The sequence below is a fragment of the Vreelandella neptunia genome (assembly GCF_022489065.1).
Taxonomy (GTDB): Bacteria; Pseudomonadota; Gammaproteobacteria; order Pseudomonadales; family Halomonadaceae; genus Vreelandella; species Vreelandella neptunia_A.
This window is the reverse complement of sequence record NZ_JAKVTW010000004.1, coordinates 109,429-128,183: the sequence shown is the minus strand read 5'-3', so window position 1 is coordinate 128,183 and position 18,755 is coordinate 109,429. Positions and strand designations below refer to the sequence as shown.

Sequence of the window (18,755 nt, the reverse complement as noted above, 5' to 3'; positions counted from 1 at the left end):
TGGCTCCTTAACCTTTACCGATAAGAACTTTGTCAATTCCATAGAGCCGGTCGAGCAGCACCATAAATAGCACCGTCAGGACGATTAACACCGTAGAAACAGAGGCAATTAATGGGTCGACGGTATGAGCAATATGGTTGTACATCTGAACAGGCAGCGTGGTTGTGCTGGGTGAGGCCACGAAAATGGTCATCGACAACTCATCAAAGCTGGTAGTAAACGCTAAGATCCAGCCACCGGCGACTCCTGGGAGAATCATCGGCATGGTGATGCGCCGAAACATCGTCCACTGGGAAGCGCCTAGTGATAAAGCAGCCTTTTCCGCACTACGATCCATGCCAAATACAGATGCCATCACCAAACGCATGGTATAGGGCATAACGATAATCACATGAGCTGCAATGAGCGCCCAAAAGCTACCGTAAATGCCTATTTGGGAGAAGAAACTAAGGAATGCTACCCCGAGCACAACATGAGGGATCATTAATGGGGATAAAAATAAACCCACTAATGCATCACGACCACGGAAACTATAGCGGACAATAGCTAGTGCTGCCGGCACCGCCAACAGTGCCGAAATACTGGCAGCAGCAACACCAAGATAAAGGCTATTCCAGAAAGCACGGATAAAAGCATGGTGCTCAAATATTGCCGCGAACCAGCGAAGAGAGAATCCATTCGTCGGGTAAGAGATATAGCCATTCGGTGTAAAAGCTACCAGCATTACCACTACTAAGGGTGCAAGTAGAAAAACAACAAATAACGAGTGAAACGTAAGGGCGAGTTTACTGTTATGTAGCATTCGGGAATCTCCTAGCCCAAGGTGCGACGAAAACGCCGCTCCATCATGCGGTTGTAACTCATCACTACGACAACATTGGCCACCAGCAGCACAATGGCTATTGCAGCCCCCATAGGCCAATTCATCGTGTTGAGATACTCATCGTAAGCAGCAGTAGCCGCTACCTTTAGACGGCGCCCACCAATAATGGCCGGAGTGGCAAAAGCACTGGCTGACAAGGCAAATACAATCAAGCTGCCGGAAAGGATACCGGGCAATATTTGAGGAATTACTACGCGTCGAAAAACAGTCCCGTGGCTAGCACCTAACGACAAACCAGCATGTTCTACCGCAGGATCAAGCTTCTGAAGAGCGGCCCAAACCGAGATCACCATCAACGGAACTAAAACATGTACCAGCGCAATAATTACGCCGGTGTGGGTGTACATCAAGTTACCTGCACTAGACTCAGCAATACCAATTCCTTCCAAAAATTTACCAAGTAAGCCATTACCACCAATCAGCAATACCCAACCAAGTGTTCGCACTACTACTGAGATTAATAATGGTGCCAAAGTAACGACTAGAAATAACGAACGCCATGGATTACGCATTCTTGAAAGAATATAAGCTTCTGGTACGCCTATAAGAATACAGAGAATTACTACTGCTATACTAATACCATAGGTACGCAGAAATATTTCGTGGAAGTAACTATCTCGAAGAACTTCATAATAGTTTTCAAGGCCAAATGAAGAAACAATACCAACCGAATAATCAAAGCTATTAAAACTAAGTATTAGCGTCATTATTAGTGGCATGCCCAATAGGGCAAGAAAAAAATAGCACCTGGCGCACTCAGTAACCACGGCACTGGATTAATTGAGCGAGTACGCGACACAGAAGGAGATAGGCTAGAGGTGAGCTCAGTCATGCGCTTGCTCCCCCAGAATACGTACAGCTCCTTCCTGCCAGCTAATTCCTACATCATCGCCAACTGCGGCCCCCTGCACGCCTAAATTAGGTTGAGTAATTAATAGCTCGCCGACACTACTATCCACTTGGTATAACCAGTGATTCCCTAGAAATAGCCGTGTACGAACACGTCCGTTTAGTTGGCCAGTACCTTCTTGTGTTAGCTCTAATTTTTCTGGGCGGATTGATAGTTGAACCTGATTACCTTGCATATCGCTAGGCACAGAGATTTCAAGCTGATAATCACCTAGTTTGACCTGAGCTTGGCTACCGACTTGCTGATCTATTTGGCAAGCAAATAAATTGGTCTTTCCAACAAAAGAGGAAACAAAGTTATTTTTAGGATTTTCATAGGCTGAAAATGGCTCATCAACTTGTACCACCTTGCCCTCATTCATAACCACAACACGATCACTAAGTGAAAGTGCTTCCGATTGATCATGTGTAACCATCAGGGTTGTAGTGCCAACCTGCTGCTGAATATTCCGCAGCTCAATCTGCATGTTTTCTCTTAATTGTGCATCAAGGTTTGAAAGAGGCTCATCAAGTAGCAACAACGGCGGACGAATTACGAGGGCACGAGCCAGGGCTACACGTTGGCGTTGCCCGCCAGATAGTTCGCGAGGATACCGATCTTCCAGATGGTCAAGACGAACCAGTTCCAACGCTTCCCGTACTTGTTGGCGACTTTCACTGATCGGAACTTTGCGCATTTCCAGACCAAATCGAACATTTTCTGCGACGGTCATATGGGGAAAAAGGGCGTAGCTTTGAAACACAATTCCTATTCCCCGCTGATTGGGTTTACAGGACGTAATATCATCGCCGTTCATCCAGATGCGCCCGCGAGAAGGCTCAACAAAACCAGCAATCATTTGCAATGTAGTTGTCTTCCCACACCCCGATGGGCCAAGCAGGGAGACAAACTCACCTTGGGCAATATCAAGCGACATATCTTGCACAGCTACGTTATTGCCATAACGCTTAGTCAATGACTCTAAATGCAGAAAACTCATGGTTTAGGACTCCCACACACCCTTACCTATCATGTTGAAGGCAAGGGTGTGTTGTCTTAAGTGTTATCAATAAAGAAAGAGATTAAGCGCTGGATTAGCGCTCAACCTGACGGTTCCATCGATTAGTCCACTCAAGACGATTGGGATTAATAACATCCCAATCCACTGTCACTAGCTGGTCGACCTTTTCCCCATAAGGAAGGATTTCGGCTAAATCATCGGATAGTTCTGCATTCCGCTGCGCAGGCCCCCAACCTTGCGTATCAGCCAACAGTTCTTGAGACTCAGGGGTCAGCAAATGTTCAACAAATGCTTCGGCTAACTCGCGCTCTTCGCTACCTTCTATTACGCAGGCAGCAACCATCAAAGCAACGGCGCCTTCTTCAGGATATGCAAAGGCGCCAGGGAAACCGGTATTAGCAAGCGCCCGTAAACGTCCGCTACCCCAAACTGATAAAGCAATTTCCTCATTTTGGAAAAGTTCTGACATTTTGCCTGCAGAAGGCTCAAAAGAGAGAATATTGGGCGCGGCCTCTTCTTGCATAAAGATGAAGCCAGGATCGATATCGCTTTCCCCCCCACCGTTGAGTCGTGCCGCCATCACCAAGGCATGTACGCCATACGTATTGCTAATGGAAGGAACGACCAACTTGTCGGCAAATTTTTCATCGGCCAGATCATTCCAAGATGAAGGTGGCTCCCATCCATTGCGCTCAAACATTTCGGCATTGTATGCAAAACCAGAAGCGACTAAACCAACACCAACAGCCTTGTCGTCAGGGAAGCGAGCGATGTCGTAGACATCGTCCAACATAGCGGTATTTTGCATCGGTGAGCAGAAGCCTAGATTAATAGCTTGGTACATCGGGCCATCATCCATCAGCACTACATCAAGCTCTTGGTTTCCACGCTGGGCTTGCAGCTTAGCCAAGGTATCGGTGGAATTTCCTGCTACATAGATGATTTCCGCCTCATGCTCCTCAAGGAACGCTGGAATGATTTCATCACGCATAGCTTGTTCGGTAGAACCACCATAGGAACCTACGTATAGCGGTTCAGCAAGAGCGGTATTCATGCCAAGAAATACGAGTCCTGCCATTGCGGTCGTTTGCTTATTCAGTCTTTTCATATTTGCAGTGTCCTGTCGTCATTGATGTTGGTGTTTTGCTTGTTGTTATCAATGGCCGCCACCGCTTCTGGTATTGCTAGAAAACGGTCAGAAGGCGTGGGCAGTGCGACCTTCAATGAAGCTAGCACTGCTTCAGGCATCAGGACTAATGCCTTTTGTTAGACACCTTATTCGCTAATGTTATGGGCTAGCCAAAAAAGTATTATCAAGCTGATTAGCCAGATAAACTTTTACTTCATCCAGAAATTCCAAAACTAGACGTGATGGAGGTCGAAATGCAGGAAGAACGGCACTGTAATGAAAAGGTATTTTGGGTGAAAAAGGACGTATAACTAGACCACGCGCGGCATAGCTACCTGCTGTAATAGGATCTATTAATGAAACGCCTGCACCCGACAAAACGAGCTCACAAGCAACACTCGATAATTGAGTTTCGATGCGCATACGCCGCGCAACACCGGCTTGCTGGAAAACATGGTCAATAAGAGGTCTGACATCCTGTGTCTGACCTAGTGAAACAAACGGCTCGCCTTCTAAATCTTCTGCAATAATAGCTGCCTGCTGGGCCAATCTATGCTCAGGCAACATTACTAAGCACAACTCACCGCTAGCAATAGGGAGTACGGTGACAGAGGGATCCTCCAAATGCATGCCTATTAAGCCTGCATCACACTGCTGAGTTGCCACCCACTCTAATACTCGTTGCGAGCTATGTGCTTGTAATGAGACCGTTATTCCCGGATGACGTGATGAGAAGGAGTGAATAATAGGAGGTAATGTGCTAAGCGCGAGAGCTGGCATGCAACTTAAGAAAAGTCTACCCGTCCGAAATTCTCTAATTTCTTTAGCAGTATCGGTAATTTTATCAAGCCCTACAAATGCTCTATCAACATCCTCATATAGCGCTAAGGCTTCAGGTGTTGGAATTAAGCGCCCCTTGCTCCGCTGAAATAATGAAAACCCTACGTAATACTCCAAGTCATTTATCAAACGGCTTACTGCAGGTTGTGAAACATGCAGAGTCTGTGCCGCCCTAGTAACGGTTTTATGTATCATCACCGCACGAAAGGCTTCTATCTGCCTAAGATTAATCATGCGTTATCAGTCCAATTTGAAAATACGGAGGCTTGTTTAAAATGCTCTCTAAACAGAATAATAAAATCCTTCGCAAGCTTAGATATTGGCTGGTCTCGTGTTGTTAACAGCGCAAAATTTTCACTAAGTGGGGGTTTGAAGGGACGTAAAATTAGTTCTTCTCCTTCGAAAACTTTTGCGCTGATTGGATCAATAATCGCAATTCCAACACCTTGTCGAACCAATCGAACAGCTTGAAGAGCGAGAGAAACCTCCAAGTAATTTTTGGGTTTAATGCCGCGAGTTTCCATGAGTTTTTCAAGATCAAGTCGCAAAGGATCCTGAGGTTCAAAACTGATTAGCGTCTGGTTATCTAAATCATCTACTTCTATTATTTCATGGGCTGCCAAAGGGTGGTAACGAGGTAAAGCGCATAGGCTACCAAGGCTGAATACCTCGCTATCCACTCGATCATCGGCTTCAGCAACAATAGCAAAGCCCATATCACAACGCTGTGTAATCACATCCTCAATAACTTGCTCCGAACGAAAAGTAGCCAGTTCAAGTCGTGCATCAGGGTGATAAGGGACAAAAGCCGCCAACACATCAGGTAAAAAAGTAATCCCCAACAAAGGCATAGCACTAATACGCAATCCACCCACTTCTCTTCCACTAATACGGCGTGCAGTCTCGCGGAGATGCTCCATTCCACTCCACATTCGCTGCACCTCACGGTGAAATAAGCGTGCTTCAGGTGTCGGCACCAAGCGCCCCCGTACACGTTCGAATAACGTAAAACCCACATCATGCTCCAGCTGCTTTAACAAACGCGTAACACCTGGTTGGGCGATCAACATACGTCGTGCAGCACCAGATACAGTGCCAATTTCCATGACATGCTTAAATGCAAGGACTTGACGGTCGCGCAGATGAAGAGAGGGAGTAGTCATAACTTTTACACATAAGGTGGACAATTATTGGTATTGGATCGTATAGCCTATACCTACCTATAGTCGAGCTTACTTTAAACTTGATTGAGCAAGCGGCATGCAATTTGACTTCTTGATTATTGGTGGTGGCGTAGTAGGCATGGCTGTTGCCTATGGCCTACTGCGCAGAGGTCAAAAAGTTATCATGCTGGACGAAGGAGATGATGTTTTACGCGCATCGCGAGGTAATGCAGGACTAACGTGGGTGCAAGGAAAAGGTGTGGGAATGCCTCGCTATGCAGAGCTGAGTCTACAGTCAAGCGATGCATGGCCTTTCTTTGCTAGTGAGCTTGGCGAGCGCAGTGGTGTACCACTTGAGTACTCTCGCCGGGGCGGCATTGATATTTGCTTTGACGTTCAGGAAGCCGAAGCACGTATGGACAGCTATCGTACACTTCAAGCTTCATCACCCTATCTCGCGCGCTATTTTCAATGGGAATACTTAGATAGGCAGGCTCTGTTAACCCATCTTCCTGGCTTAGGTGAAAGCATTCACGGGGGCACTTGGTCTCCCCATGATGGTCATTGTAATCCGCTGCTGCTTCTGCGCGCACTATTAACAGCTAGCCTTAAGATGGGTCTTAGCTATCATCCAGGTTGCTCGGTTCAGCACCTCGAATCAAATAGAGTGGGTTTCACTGCCAATACTCTAGGCGGTAACTTTTCAGCCGAGCGTATTATCGTAGCTGCAGGCCTAGGAGCGAAACACCTCTCCCCTATGCTGGGTCTAAGCGGAGATGTATTCCCAGTGCGAGGGCAGATCCTCGTAACGGAAAAAATGCCTCTGATACCGCAACTTCCTACACCTCAGATAAGGCAAACCGATAACGGTAGCTACTTGATCGGTGACACCCATGAGCATGCAGGTCTAAACCGGGATGCGACTACCAGCATCATGGCGCAATTAGCTGCCCGAGGGGTGCGTATTTATCCGCATCTGAATAACGCCAAAATAGTGCGTGCTTGGGGTGCGTTAAGAGTAATGACACCTGATGGGTTCCCTCTTTATGAATCGTCCAAAATCTACCCAGGTGCCTATAACATAAATTGTCATAGCGGAATTAGTTTAGCTGCTTTCCACGCTGAGGAGCTGGCTCAAGCCTTGTTGAATGACCGACTGAGCCATGAATTTAGCGAATTTTCCAGTGCCCGTTTTAGCAAGATTAACTAACAAAAACTTTATATCGAGAGTACGACGCCTCACAAAAACCATTGATAAAACCAAGAGGAATGCGAAATGCGTCAAGTTACCTGCTGCTTACTTTTCACGACAGTATTAATCGGCGGTATAGCCCAGGCCGATAGCAAGCCACTACGTATTGGGGTCGATGTGCCCTATGCGCCTTATCAATATAAAGAGCCTGATGGCACCATCACAGGGTTTGAAGTTGAATTAGTCAATGCTGCTTGTGAACGCATGCAGCGCGATTGCGAATGGGTAGAACAAGGCTGGGATGGAATTATTCCTGGGTTAATGGCGCGTAAATACGACCTTATAGCGTCAGCAATGAACATCACTGAAGAGCGTTCGCGGCAAGTTAGCTTCTCGGCTCCCTACTACCAAGTACCATCCGTTTGGGTTAAAAAAATAAATAATGAATACGATCTAGAAGGTGACTTGGCAGATGTTGCAATCGGCGTGCAGCAGGCCACTATTCAAGATGAATATGTTACTACCTACTATCCTGATGCGGATATTCATCGATATGGTGATTCAGGCTCTGTAGTTACCGACATGCATGCTGAGCGCCTTGATCTGGTTTTCACCGCCTATTCTCTTGCTCAAGAGACGATGCTCCAGGACGAGCGTTTTATACAAACCGGGGACTTAATTACCGGCCCTGAGTCGATTTATGGCCCCGGTATTGGTGCTGCTTTCCGCCCACGAGATGAAGCACTAATAGTAGCTTTTGATAAGGCGATGCAAGAAATTAAAGAAGATGGAACATTCGACAACATTTATAACGATTACTTTAAAGATCAGTAACCTAATGGTTATTTATCTTCTTTCCTAAGCACAACGCAACAAGCCGACCCAAAGGTCGGCTTGTTGCTTATTACCACTTATTACCTACTGACTGCGACGCGGGAAAAGTTCGTTGCCTAGCGCTTAGAGCGCCAGATCGTACTCAATGATCAGCGGTGCGAACTCGGAGAAGGTCGCATCGTAATCAATCCACGCGTCGACCACGTGGCGGCGGAAGTTGGGGCCGACTAACTGATAGTCGATCCGCCAGCCTTCCTGGCGCTCACGGGGCACGTCTTGGTCAAGCTTCGGCCACCAGGTATATTCACCTGCATCGCGGTTAATTTCGCGGAAGGTGTCGATAAATCCGGTGGGGCCAAGCACTTGATCCATCCAGGCGCGCTCTTCCGGGCGGAAACCTGAGGTCAGTTGATTATCCGACCAGTTAGCCAAATCGACGGTTTTATGGGCAACATGCCAGGTACCGCAGAGGATGTATTCGCGCCGTTTGCGCGACATCTTCGTCAGGTACTCCTGGTACTGCTCCATAAACGCCTGTTTGGCTTTTTGGTCACTTCCATCAGGCATCAGGAAAGAGACGATACTGAAGCGTTCATAATCCGCCTGCAGAAAACGTCCTTCATGATCACACTGAGGAAACCCAAGACCATACATAATCGCCTTGGGGATTTTGCGGCAATAGAGCGCCACACCGGAGAAGCCATCCTCTTCGGCATCCAGGAAGTAGCCTTCATAGCCTTCCGGATACAGAATGTGGTCACCCAGTTCAAAACTTTTTGCCTTGATGTTCTGCACGCAGACCACGTCGACATCCTGCTGAGCCAGCCAGTCCAGGAAGCCACGATCGACGGCATCACGAATACCATTGACATTGATGCTGGCAATTTTCATAAATCGTCCCTTTTGCGTCGCTGCTGTATGATACCCGACGTTTAGACGTTTGGGTAAAGGCACCTACTAAAACTTGCCATTTACCCCACTTTTATTGTTGCTATCGTGCCGATTTAAACCTACCGCCTAGTGAGGAATGCCGTGGCCACCACTCTACAACCCTACCAGCGCGATTTCATTGCCTTTGCCATTGAGCAAGGCGTGCTTAAGTTTGGCGAGTTTACGCTTAAATCTGGCCGCGTTAGCCCCTATTTTTTCAACGCCGGGCTGTTTCAAACCGGGCGCGCGCTGGCCAAGCTGGGGCGTTTTTACGCTCAGGCGATTGTCGATAGCGACTTGAATGCCGATGTGCTGTTTGGCCCAGCATATAAAGGCATCCCACTGGCGGCAGTCACGGCGGCAGCCCTGGCCGACCATCACGACCTGGATATGCCCTACTCTTTCAATCGCAAAGAAGCCAAAACCCACGGCGAAGGCGGCAGTATCGTTGGTGCGCCCTTAACAGGCGATATTTTAATCATTGATGATGTAATTACCGCAGGCACCGCGATTCGCGAAGTCATGACACTGATTGAGCAGAGCGGCGCCCGTGCGGCGGGCGTGATTATCGCCCTTGATCGCCAGGAGCGCGGCCAGGGCGAACAGAGCGCCATTCAGGAAGTGCAGGCTCAGTACGCCATGCCGGTGGTCAGCATCGTCACCCTTGAGCAAGTGCTCACTTACTTGGAAGAGCACGCTGGTGGCGAAATGCTCGCCTACGCCGAAGCGATCAGGGCCTATCGTGACCGCTATGGGATTACGAGCTGATTAAACCGGTAGCGCGCCAGTGAAACCTTGCTGGCGCCACGCTTCGTAGCTCACAATAGCCACGGCGTTGGAGAGGTTCAGGCTACGGTTGTTGGGCTGCATAGGCAGGCGCAGTTTGTGCTCAGCGGTTAGCGCTTCGTGTACCTGGGCCGAGAGCCCTGCGGTTTCAGAACCAAATAGCAGCACATCGCCCGGGGCAAAGTCGGCATCGCTGTAGGTGCGCGTGCCTTTGGTGGTGATCGCCCAGATACGCCGCCCCTGCATGGCCTGCTGAAAGGCGTTAAAATCCGCATGGCGAGTGACGTTGTCGAGATCACGGTAATCCAGCCCGGCGCGACGCAGCTTTTTCTCTTCCAGGTCGAAGCCAAGTGGCTCAATCAAGTGTAACCGGCAGCCATTGTTGGCCACCAAGCGCATGATATTGCCCGTATTGGGTGCCATACGCGGTTCAAAAAGCGCTACTTCAAACATCTCCACCTGCCTGTTTATTGTGCCTTCGCCAAGCGGCTGATTGTACTTGAAACCGTTTAGCAACTCTCGTAGAGGATGACCGACGCCATGACGCCTGCCACGCCCAAGAGCATTCTAAGTCGCATTAAAGGGCTCAACCCGCGCCAGCAGGAAGCCGTGCGCTACATCGATGGCCCCTGCTTGGTGTTGGCGGGCGCAGGTTCCGGCAAAACCAGTGTGATCACCACTAAAATTGCCTATTTGGTGCAAGAGTGCGGGATGAGCGCACGCAAAATCGCGGCGGTGACCTTCACCAATAAAGCCGCTCGGGAGATGAAAGAGCGCGTGGGCCAGATGCTTCATGGCAAAGAGGGTCATGGGCTCACGGTCTCCACCTTCCACACCCTGGGGCTGAATATTATCCGCGGCGAGCTGAAAACCCTGGGCTATAAGCCGGGCTTTTCGCTGTTTGACCCGGAAGATGCCAAGGCACTGCTACGCGATTTGATGAACAAAGATGCCCAGGTGGACGCCGAGCAGATCAACGCCGTGCAGAGCAAAATTTCCACCTGGAAGAATGACTTGGTACTGCCCAGCGATGCCCTCTCGTTTGCCGCCGACGACGATGAGCACTTTGCCGCCCGGGTGTATGAAGCCTATGTGCGACACCTGAAAGCTTATAACGCGGTGGATTTTGACGACCTTATTCTGCTACCGGTGGTACTACTGCAACGTGACCCTGAAGCGCTGGAGCGCTGGCGGCGCAAAATCCACTACATGCTGGTGGATGAATATCAGGACACCAACGTCTCCCAGTATCTGCTGGTGAAACTGCTCATGGCGGAGCGCTCCACCTTTACCGTGGTGGGTGACGATGATCAGTCGATTTACGCCTGGCGCGGTGCACGGCCTGAAAACCTGATTACCCTAGGAGAGGATTTCCCGCGCCTGAAAGTGATCAAGCTGGAGCAGAACTACCGCTCTACCGCCACGATATTGCGGGCCGCCAATACGCTGATCGCCAATAACCCCCACGTTTATGAGAAGACGCTGTGGTCGGATATGGGCGACGGCGCGCCCATTCGGGTGATCGTGAATCGTCATGAGGAGGCGGAGTCTGAGCGGGTCGCCAGCGAAATGCTCACCCGGCGCATTAAAGAAAAAGCCGAGTGGCGGGACTTTGCGGTGCTTTATCGCGGTAATTTCCAGGCACGATTATTAGAGCTTAAGCTGCAGCACTACCAAATTCCTTACAAGCTCTCCGGTGGTACGTCGTTCTTCTCGCGTAATGAGATCAAAGACACCATGGCTTACCTGCGCCTGCTAATTAACCCCGCGGACGACAACGCCTTTTTGCGCATTGTGAACGTACCGCGCCGTGAAGTGGGCCCTGGAACGGTAGAGAAACTCGCCAACTACGCCACCGAACGCTCGATATCGTTGTTTGCCGCCTGCCATGAGCTTGGGCTGGAGCAAGTACTGCCGACCCGAGCGACAGAGCGCTTAAGCCGCTTTACCCACTTTATTGATGGCGTGCGTAAGCGCATGGATCAAGGCGACGCCATTGCCGCCATCCGAGACATGCTGCGGGATATGGATTACGAAGCGTGGCTGTATCAAAACGCCAGCGCGCCCACCGTGGCCGAGCGACGCATGGCCAACGTGTGGATTTTGATCGACCAGCTAGAGAAGTCGCTTAACCGGGACCCGGAAGAGAATACCGACTCTACCGATACCGAAACCGACGGCGTTCAAGCGGCTATTTCACGCTTGGTACTGCGGGATATTCTGGAGCAGCAGGCAGAAGAGGATGACTCGGATAGAGTGCAGTTGCTCACCATGCACGCCTCCAAAGGGCTGGAGTTCCCGCATGTTTATTTGATGGGGTTAGAGGAAGACCTGCTGCCCCACCGCAACGCCATTGAAGTAGGCACCGTGGAAGAGGAGCGGCGCTTGGCCTATGTGGGTATTACCCGGGCGCGACGTACGCTAACGTTGACGCTTGCCCGCCAGCGTAAAGCCTACGGTGAACTCATGGACTGCCAGCCGAGCCGCTTTTTAGAAGAGCTGCCCGCCGAGGACCTGGAGTGGGAAGGCCGAGCAGATAAAGAAGACCCAGAGAAAAAACAGGCCCGGGGTAAAGATGCCATTGCCGGGCTGCGCTCGCTACTGGGGTGATTGATAAGATAGGCAGATAAAAATAATCCACAGGGCGGTGACTAAAACGCCCTGTGGATAAATTTACCAAGCTGAATAAAGCTACTGTTTGTCGTTACTGCTTAACGTTACTGGGCTTCCGCCATTAAGTAATCGACAACGGCCATCACTTCTTCATCAGATAGGTTGGGATTGCCGCCTTTGGCTGGCATAGCGCCAATGCCGTTAATGGCGCTGGCATAAAGCTCATCAGCCCCTTTCTCTAAACGCGCCGCCCAAGCTTCGGAGTCGCCTTTGGTGGGAGCACCCGCAACGCCATTATCGTGGCACGCCACACAGCCAGAGCTTGCGTAGAGGGCTTCACCGTCTAAGTCACTACCGCCACTGGCTTCTTCGGATGCGGCAGCGTCTTCTTCACTCGCCGCGTCGTCGTTAGCAGCCATTTCTTCTTCAGCCGCAGCATCACCTTCAGCAGCGGCGGTCTCTTCTGCAGCTCCCTCGTCTGTTGCTGCCTCTTCAGAAGCAGCGTCATCACCACCGCCTAATTCTGGTACTTCCATTACCGGTTCAACCATATAGGCAACCGCTGCTTCCACTTCTTCGTCGGAAAGGCTGGCGTTACCGCCTTTCGCTGGCATGGCACCAATACCGTTAATCGCGTGATCTAACAGTGTGGCGAAGCCTTGTTCGGTACGTTCAGCCCAAGCCTCTTCATCACCGCGGATAGGTGCACCCGCAGCGCCGGATTCGTGGCAGGCGCTACACACGTTGCCGTAAATACCTTCACCGTCGATATCACCACCACTGCTGGCGCTATCACCTGCAGGTGCGGCTGCCGTTCCACAGTCTTGGCCTTGTAAACAGAGTTGACCCACCGGCGCTAAACGCTCGGCAATCGCATCACGTGCGGCATCATCTTGGGCATAAACACTGGATGTGCCCGCCATGAAGCCGAGGGCCACCAGCCCGCTCATGATCAGCTTAGCTTTCACTCTCACCACCTCTTGAGTATTGTCATCAAACGTTTGTTCTTAACCCCTGTGCGCGGCAGCGCCACAATCGACGATGCACCGACGAGACGCCAAGACGTGCGTATGGGGCTAGTATAACGGCAACGCAAAGCGCAAGAAAATGCTACTAAGCGCGCCTATGCCACCAACGACTGCTATTTAGGCCTTATTGAGGTGCTTCACTCCTTCCGCCACCCCCTTTCCACGCTAATAAACGCTGCTGTGCATAATGCACAAAACCAGCCTCCTGATAGAGCCGTTTGGCCGGTAGGTTGACGCCATCCACCGCCAGCATCACCTCTTGCACACCCGCCTGCTGGGCAAGCTCAAGGGCGCTATTCAATAGAGCGCGGCCCAAGCCAATCCCACGCCATTCAGGCGCTAGCCCCATCAACATAAGCTCCCAACGGCCCAGTGACGGGCGTGGCGCCAGCAGCAAAACACCCGCCACGGCATCTTGATAATTGACGGTGTACCAGTGCTGTGGCGCCTGGGGATCCTGTTGATGGAACCCGGTCAATAACTCTTGCACCGAGAGTACGTCGCGCAAGGGGCGACTATCCAGCGAATCGTGCCCCACGGCGGCCAACAGGGCCAGCTGTTGCGTTTGCGAAAACTCGCCAAATGGCTGCAGTGACAATGGCCTTGCTTCCTTCATTACTAAACGGCGGTGACTGCTGCCGGTTAAATGCGCCAGGTTGGCCAAGCGCTGCATGCCATGCTCTAGCAACAGCACTTCTGTTTCAGCGGCCTGGGGTGAAAGCGTCAGATGGCAGAGGCGAATAGGCTGATTATTTACCCACCTATAGGCGGCATGTAGCAGCGCGCGGGCATGTGCGCCTTTGGCCTTGGGTAACCACAGCTGGGCCATGTTCATCGGCAAGGGCTGCACCCAGATAGCGCCCGTTAATCGTCCCGCGTCAAGGCTTATCCATAACCCGCCCCACTGTTCGTCTGGCAGATCGTACATTGCCTTTACCGCCCCGCTCAGGGCGGTTTGCTGCTCAGGATCATGAGCGGCCGCCAACTGCAGCAGCGCCTCGCGACGTAGCGAGGGAGGACACTGCACTGTCTCAAGGGGCGTTACCTGCGAGGAGGTCATCAATGCGTTACCTCTCCATTGCTCGGTCAACACAGAGATAAATATTTATCCCTGCTTAAGTTTTCGTTAAGTAAACCCGCCCAGAGTGTCGGAAAACACGATGGAGATCACCCGATGGCTCGCCTAAGCACACCTGCTACTGCGCTGATATCGCTGGATTGGCACGAAGCCCTCAATTGGCAGGAGAAAACGGCGCTTCAGCAACTGATCCAGCAACGCTTTGCTCAACAGCATAACGCCCATATTCAGCATTTTTTGCCCCGTTTGTTTGGATTATGGCAAGCCGATCAACCACTGGCAGCGGTGGGTCTGCGTCTTGCTAACAGCGGGCCGCTCTTTTTAGAGCGCTACCTGGATGGCCAGGCCGAAGACGTTCTCATGCAGCGGTTCCAGCAGTCACTTGCCCGTCAGGACATTGCTGAAATCGGTAATTTAGCCAGCCTGCGCCCTGGATTACAGCGGCAGCTGTTTATCTATTTAGCCCACCAGTTAGCGGCAGAGGGCATCGCCTGGCTGCTGTTTACGGCCACACCGGAGGTCGCTAACGGCCTGCGTCGTTTAGGTTTTGAGCCTCAGCCTATCACGCCTGCCGACCCTACCCGCCTGGGCGAAGCGTCGCACCTCTGGGGGCGCTATTACCAGCATCGCCCATGGGTGATGGCCGGTGATCTGCGCAGCGCCATGCACACGCTCCAGGCTCAGTCAGCCTCCACAGAAACAGATAGTGAAGAGGTACTGCATGCTCGCCTTGCCTAATGCGCTAATGGCGCGGCTTGCCCACCATGCCCAGCAAACCCCACAGCGTACCGCACTTAGCGATGGTGAACAGACTTTGTCGTATGCGGACGTCATTCACCACGTCGCCCAACGACGCCAGCGCTTACGTGACGTTAATGCCCGGCGCGTCGCATTAGCGCTGGATAACGGGCTGGAGTGGGCGTTATGGGATTTAGCCCTGATGGCCGAAGCGTGTGTGGCCGTGCCTATTCCCGGTTTTTTCAGCGAACAGCAGCGCCGCCACGTGGTTCAGCAAGCGGGCCTGGATAGCTGGGTTGGGCATGGCGGGGAGCCCCACGGTTTTCAAGCCACCCACGACGCATCCATTGCCCAGCGCCGGGTTGATCATTTCCCTGCGTTACACACAGGCACCACGCGCATCACCTTTACCTCGGGTACCAGCGGCACCCCCAAGGGCGTGTGTTTGGATAATGCGGCGCTGCTGACCGTTACCGAAAGCCTGACGGAGGTAGTGGCACCGCTCGCGATAAGTCGCCATCTCGCCATGCTGCCCCTCTCCACGCTTCTCGAAAATATCGGTGGGCTTTATTTACCGCTATGGCTGGGTGCCTGCAGCATTTTACCGGGGATGGCCACGTTAGGTTGGCAGGGAGCCAGCGGTTTTAATGTTCGGCTCGCCCTTGATGCCATTGAGCGCTATCAACCCAACAGCATGATTTTGGTGCCTCAACTGCTTCAAGCGTTGGTCAGCGAGTCCACAACGGCGCCAGATAGTCTGCGCTTTGTGGCAGTAGGCGGCGCGCATGTGGCCAACACACTGCTCTCTCAGGCCCGGCGTAGCGGATGGCCAGTCTATGAAGGCTATGGTTTATCCGAAGGCACCTCGGTGGTCTGTCTTAATCGCCCAGGCGAACCAAGCTGCGGCGTTGGTCGCCCACTGCGCCACGCCCAGATCCGCATTGATCGCGAAGGCCAGCTGCATATTCGCGGCGCCTTGATGCTGGGTTATGTCGGTGAAGCGCCTTGCGGCGATTGGTACGCCACGGGGGATACCGGCCAGTGGCAAGACGGCACCATCGCGCTCAATGGCCGCCAGCGGGAAGTCTTTATTACCGCCTATGGCCGTAACGTCAACCCGCAATGGGTAGAGGGCGAGCTCTGCACGCAGCCTGCCATTGCCCAAGCCATGGTGTATGGCGAGGCCCTGCCCGCTAACCGCGCGCTGATCGTGCCCGCGACGCCCCATATGACCAATGCCCAAATAGACGCTGCCCTCAAATCAGTCAATCGCACGCTACCCGATTACGCCCAAGTGCATGAGTGGCAGCGCGCCGCCCCCTTTACGCCCCACAACCAACAACTCACGGCCAACGGCCGCCTACGCCGCGACACCCTGCTAGCCGCCTATGGCCACTGGCTAAGGGCCGTCGTGACCGACACACCCAAAGGAGTAACACCATGACCGCTTACCAACAGCTGCAAGACGCTACCCAAGACGCTCGTCACTGGTTGCTGACCACCCCCATCGTGACCCGCGCTCTGGCGGGCAATGTTTCCCTAGAGGAGTATCTCGCCTTTTTAGGTCAGGCGTATCATCACGTTCGTTTCACCGTGCCGCTAATGATGGCCTGCGGCGCACGTCTGCCCGACCGGCTCGACTGGTTACGCACGGCGCTGGTGGAGTACATCGAAGAGGAGCACGGTCATGAAAAATGGATTCTGGACGATATCTGCGCCGCGGGCGGGGATGCAGATGCCGCCGCTGCCGCCCTGCCAGACCCCGCCACTCGGTTAATGGTGGCCTGGATTCGTGATGCCGTAGAGCACGGCAATCCAGTGGCGTTTTTCGGCATGGTGCAGGTGCTGGAAGGTACCAGTACCGCGCTTGCCACCCAGGCCGCCGAACGCTTACAGGTTAGCCTTTCGCTTCCCAACAATGCCGTGCGCTACCTCACCTCCCACGGCAGTCTGGATATTGGTCACTTGGCCTTTTTTGAAGAGCAGATCAATCAGCTAGGTGCCGACGATCTGGCCGTGGTGATTGATAGCGCCAATATGTTCTACCGCCTGTACGGGGCGATGTTTAGAGGCATCGAAGCCCGCTGTCAGGGTGGTCGCGCGGTGGAGGAACTTAGTCATGCGCTTGCCTAGCCTGCGTTGGCCTAGAAAAAACAGGCTGCCCGGCGGATGGCCGGGCCAGCGGATTTTAATCACCGGCGCCAGCGGCGGTATTGGTATGGCCCTGGCCGAAGCGCTGGCGCAGCGGGGCGCGCACCTACTGGTAAGTGGTCGCCAACAAGACGCGCTGGCTTCGTTAATCGACCGTTTTCCCAATCACATCACCGCCGTTAGCGCTGATCTAACCAACGCGAGTGATCGCAGCCGCTTAGTCAGCGCTGCGCAAGAGGCAGGCTGCAATATGTTGATTAATGCCGCTGGCAGTAATCAACAGGGATTTTTTGATACTGCCAGTGACAGTGATATCGAACAGCTGGTGGCGATTAATCTGACCGCCACCCTGCAACTGACCCGCGCGCTGCTTCCCCAGCTAATGGCTGGCCCCCGAGCGACGATTATCACCATTGGTTCGACGCTCGGGCGGCTGGGCTACCCAGGCCAAGTCACTTACTGCGCCACCAAATTCGCCCTGCGCGGTTTTAGCCAAGCGCTGCGCCGAGAGCTGGCCGATACCCGTGTGCGGGTGATGTATATCGCTCCGCGGGCCACCCGCACCGCGATGAACTCGCCTCAAACCGAGGCGCTTAATGCGGCGCTGGGCAATACCGTCGATTCTCCTAACGCCGTTGCCCTGGCCATTATCAATGCCGTGGAACAGCAGCGTGAGGAACTACAAATTGGCCTGCCAGAACGCTTCTTTACCCGCTTGAATATGCTATGGCCAGGCGCTGTTGACCGGGCCCTGTTAAGCCAACTGCCCGTCATTCGCCGGTTCGTTGCCACCAAGGAGTCTTCCTCATGATCATGCTATCTTTCAAAACGCTGCGTACCACGCTACTGGCTAGCGCCATTGGCTTGATAAGCCTTCAGGGGTTTGCCAGTGAGGTCGACAGCGCGACTGTCGCCGCATCGCTTGCCGAACTACAGCAGCGTTGGGCGGAAATTAACTATACGCTGCCGCCAAATGAACAGGCGGCAGCCTTCAGCCGCTTGGGCGAACAGGCTGAAGAGCTCGTCGAACGCTACCCGGACGCCGCCGAACTGCATATCTGGGCCGGCATTATTCGCTCTACTGAGGCAGGCGTTAGCGGCGGCTTAGGCGCGTTAGGGCTTGTTAAACAGGCCAAAACAGAGTTTGAAACCGCCCTGACATTAGACCCATTAGCGCTGGATGGATCGGCTTATACCAGCTTAGGCGCGCTCTATTATCAGGTGCCTGGCTGGCCGATCGGCTTTGGCGATGAAGAAAAAGCCGAATGGCATTTGCAAAGAGCCCTTGCGATTAACCCCGAAGGGATCGACAGTCTCTATTTCTGGGGCGACTATTTACATGAACAGGGTCGCGATGCAGAAGCGCGTCAGGCATTGGAAAATGCGCTAGTAGCACCACCCCGGGCGGGACGTGAATTGGCGGATAATGGCCGCCGTGACGACATTCGCCAGTTAATGTCAGAACTCGAATAATAAGGAT

The 18,755-nt window shown here is 52.6% G+C and carries 20 protein-coding genes; 9 read left to right on the top strand and 11 right to left on the bottom strand.

From position 1 onward, the window contains the following. Positions 1-7: 7 nt before the first annotated feature. From MLE19_RS08280 to MLE19_RS08250, 7 genes are all read right to left on the bottom strand, one after another. Complete coding sequence (locus MLE19_RS08280; RefSeq protein WP_035556263.1) at positions 8-802, bottom strand: ABC transporter permease; 795 nt, start codon at positions 800-802, stop codon at positions 8-10. An 11-nt stretch (positions 803-813) separates the two neighbouring features. After that, complete coding sequence (locus tag MLE19_RS08275) at positions 814-1,590, bottom strand: ABC transporter permease (protein WP_240717705.1); 777 nt, start codon at positions 1,588-1,590, stop codon at positions 814-816. 117 nt (positions 1,591-1,707) lie between these two features. Then, complete coding sequence (locus tag MLE19_RS08270) at positions 1,708-2,772, bottom strand: ABC transporter ATP-binding protein (RefSeq protein WP_240717704.1); 1,065 nt, start codon at positions 2,770-2,772, stop codon at positions 1,708-1,710. Positions 2,773-2,866: 94 nt separating this feature from the next. Continuing rightward, a complete protein-coding gene (locus MLE19_RS08265) occupies positions 2,867-3,901 on the bottom strand; it encodes an ABC transporter substrate-binding protein (RefSeq protein WP_240717703.1) in 1,035 nt (344 codons plus the stop codon). Next, positions 3,898-4,041, bottom strand: coding sequence for a hypothetical protein (locus MLE19_RS08260; RefSeq protein WP_240717702.1), 144 nt, complete (start codon positions 4,039-4,041; stop codon positions 3,898-3,900). Before MLE19_RS08260 ends, MLE19_RS08265 begins: the two co-directional genes overlap by 4 nt. A 40-nt stretch (positions 4,042-4,081) precedes the next feature. Further along, entirely contained in the window at positions 4,082-4,996 is a 915-nt protein-coding gene (locus tag MLE19_RS08255) for a LysR substrate-binding domain-containing protein (RefSeq protein WP_240717701.1), read from the bottom strand. Next, complete coding sequence (locus tag MLE19_RS08250) at positions 4,993-5,925, bottom strand: LysR family transcriptional regulator (protein ID WP_240717700.1); 933 nt, start codon at positions 5,923-5,925, stop codon at positions 4,993-4,995. The genes MLE19_RS08255 and MLE19_RS08250 overlap by 4 nt, the downstream gene beginning before the upstream one ends. Before the next feature lie 97 nt (positions 5,926-6,022). Between MLE19_RS08250 and MLE19_RS08245 the strand changes: the two genes are divergently transcribed. Both MLE19_RS08245 and MLE19_RS08240 read left to right on the top strand, forming a co-directional pair. Then, the gene (locus MLE19_RS08245) at positions 6,023-7,135 is read left to right on the top strand and encodes an NAD(P)/FAD-dependent oxidoreductase (RefSeq protein ID WP_240717699.1); all 1,113 of its coding nucleotides are present in this window, start codon (positions 6,023-6,025) and stop codon (positions 7,133-7,135) included. 66 nt (positions 7,136-7,201) lie between these two features. Then, entirely contained in the window at positions 7,202-7,951 is a 750-nt protein-coding gene (locus tag MLE19_RS08240) for a transporter substrate-binding domain-containing protein (RefSeq protein WP_240717698.1), read from the top strand. Positions 7,952-8,074: 123 nt separating this feature from the next. Here the strand turns inward: MLE19_RS08240 and MLE19_RS08235 are convergent, their stop codons facing one another. Next, positions 8,075-8,842 carry an exodeoxyribonuclease III gene (locus tag MLE19_RS08235; protein WP_008959049.1) on the bottom strand — a complete coding sequence of 256 codons (768 nt, stop codon included), beginning with the start codon at positions 8,840-8,842 and terminating at the stop codon, positions 8,075-8,077. A gap of 141 nt (positions 8,843-8,983) precedes the next feature. Between MLE19_RS08235 and pyrE the strand changes: the two genes are divergently transcribed. After that, positions 8,984-9,649: an orotate phosphoribosyltransferase gene (gene pyrE, locus MLE19_RS08230; RefSeq protein ID WP_240717697.1), complete on the top strand. Its 666-nt coding sequence runs from the start codon at positions 8,984-8,986 to the stop codon at positions 9,647-9,649. Here the strand turns inward: pyrE and MLE19_RS08225 are convergent, their stop codons facing one another. After that, positions 9,650-10,120 (bottom strand): tRNA (cytidine(34)-2'-O)-methyltransferase, encoded by a 471-nt coding sequence (locus MLE19_RS08225; protein ID WP_008959051.1) that lies wholly within the window; start codon positions 10,118-10,120, stop codon positions 9,650-9,652. An 87-nt stretch (positions 10,121-10,207) separates the two neighbouring features. On the opposite strand from MLE19_RS08225, the gene rep reads away from it, so the two are divergent. After that, the gene (rep, locus tag MLE19_RS08220) at positions 10,208-12,277 is read left to right on the top strand and encodes a DNA helicase Rep (protein ID WP_101145478.1); all 2,070 of its coding nucleotides are present in this window, start codon (positions 10,208-10,210) and stop codon (positions 12,275-12,277) included. A 107-nt stretch (positions 12,278-12,384) separates the two neighbouring features. Here the strand turns inward: rep and MLE19_RS08215 are convergent, their stop codons facing one another. Beyond that, positions 12,385-13,248, bottom strand: coding sequence for a c-type cytochrome (locus MLE19_RS08215; RefSeq protein ID WP_101145479.1), 864 nt, complete (start codon positions 13,246-13,248; stop codon positions 12,385-12,387). Positions 13,249-13,432: 184 nt separating this feature from the next. Continuing rightward, positions 13,433-14,368 carry a GNAT family N-acetyltransferase gene (locus MLE19_RS08210; protein ID WP_240717696.1) on the bottom strand — a complete coding sequence of 312 codons (936 nt, stop codon included), beginning with the start codon at positions 14,366-14,368 and terminating at the stop codon, positions 13,433-13,435. A 114-nt stretch (positions 14,369-14,482) separates the two neighbouring features. Here MLE19_RS08210 and MLE19_RS08205 point away from each other — a divergent pair, with 114 nt between their 5' ends. Genes MLE19_RS08205 through MLE19_RS08185 form a run of 5 tightly spaced genes read left to right on the top strand, consistent with a single transcriptional unit; the run spans position 14,483 to position 18,748 of the window. Beyond that, the gene (locus MLE19_RS08205; RefSeq protein WP_240717695.1) at positions 14,483-15,124 is read left to right on the top strand and encodes a thermostable hemolysin; all 642 of its coding nucleotides are present in this window, start codon (positions 14,483-14,485) and stop codon (positions 15,122-15,124) included. Further along, the gene (locus MLE19_RS08200; RefSeq protein WP_240717694.1) at positions 15,108-16,568 is read left to right on the top strand and encodes an AMP-binding protein; all 1,461 of its coding nucleotides are present in this window, start codon (positions 15,108-15,110) and stop codon (positions 16,566-16,568) included. Before MLE19_RS08205 ends, MLE19_RS08200 begins: the two co-directional genes overlap by 17 nt. Continuing rightward, a complete protein-coding gene (locus MLE19_RS08195) occupies positions 16,565-17,257 on the top strand; it encodes a TenA family transcriptional regulator (RefSeq protein ID WP_240717693.1) in 693 nt (230 codons plus the stop codon). The genes MLE19_RS08200 and MLE19_RS08195 overlap by 4 nt, the downstream gene beginning before the upstream one ends. Continuing rightward, positions 17,244-18,086: an SDR family oxidoreductase gene (locus tag MLE19_RS08190; protein ID WP_240717692.1), complete on the top strand. Its 843-nt coding sequence runs from the start codon at positions 17,244-17,246 to the stop codon at positions 18,084-18,086. Before MLE19_RS08195 ends, MLE19_RS08190 begins: the two co-directional genes overlap by 14 nt. Further along, entirely contained in the window at positions 18,083-18,748 is a 666-nt protein-coding gene (locus tag MLE19_RS08185) for a hypothetical protein (RefSeq protein ID WP_240717691.1), read from the top strand. The genes MLE19_RS08190 and MLE19_RS08185 overlap by 4 nt, the downstream gene beginning before the upstream one ends. Positions 18,749-18,755 lie beyond the last annotated feature (7 nt).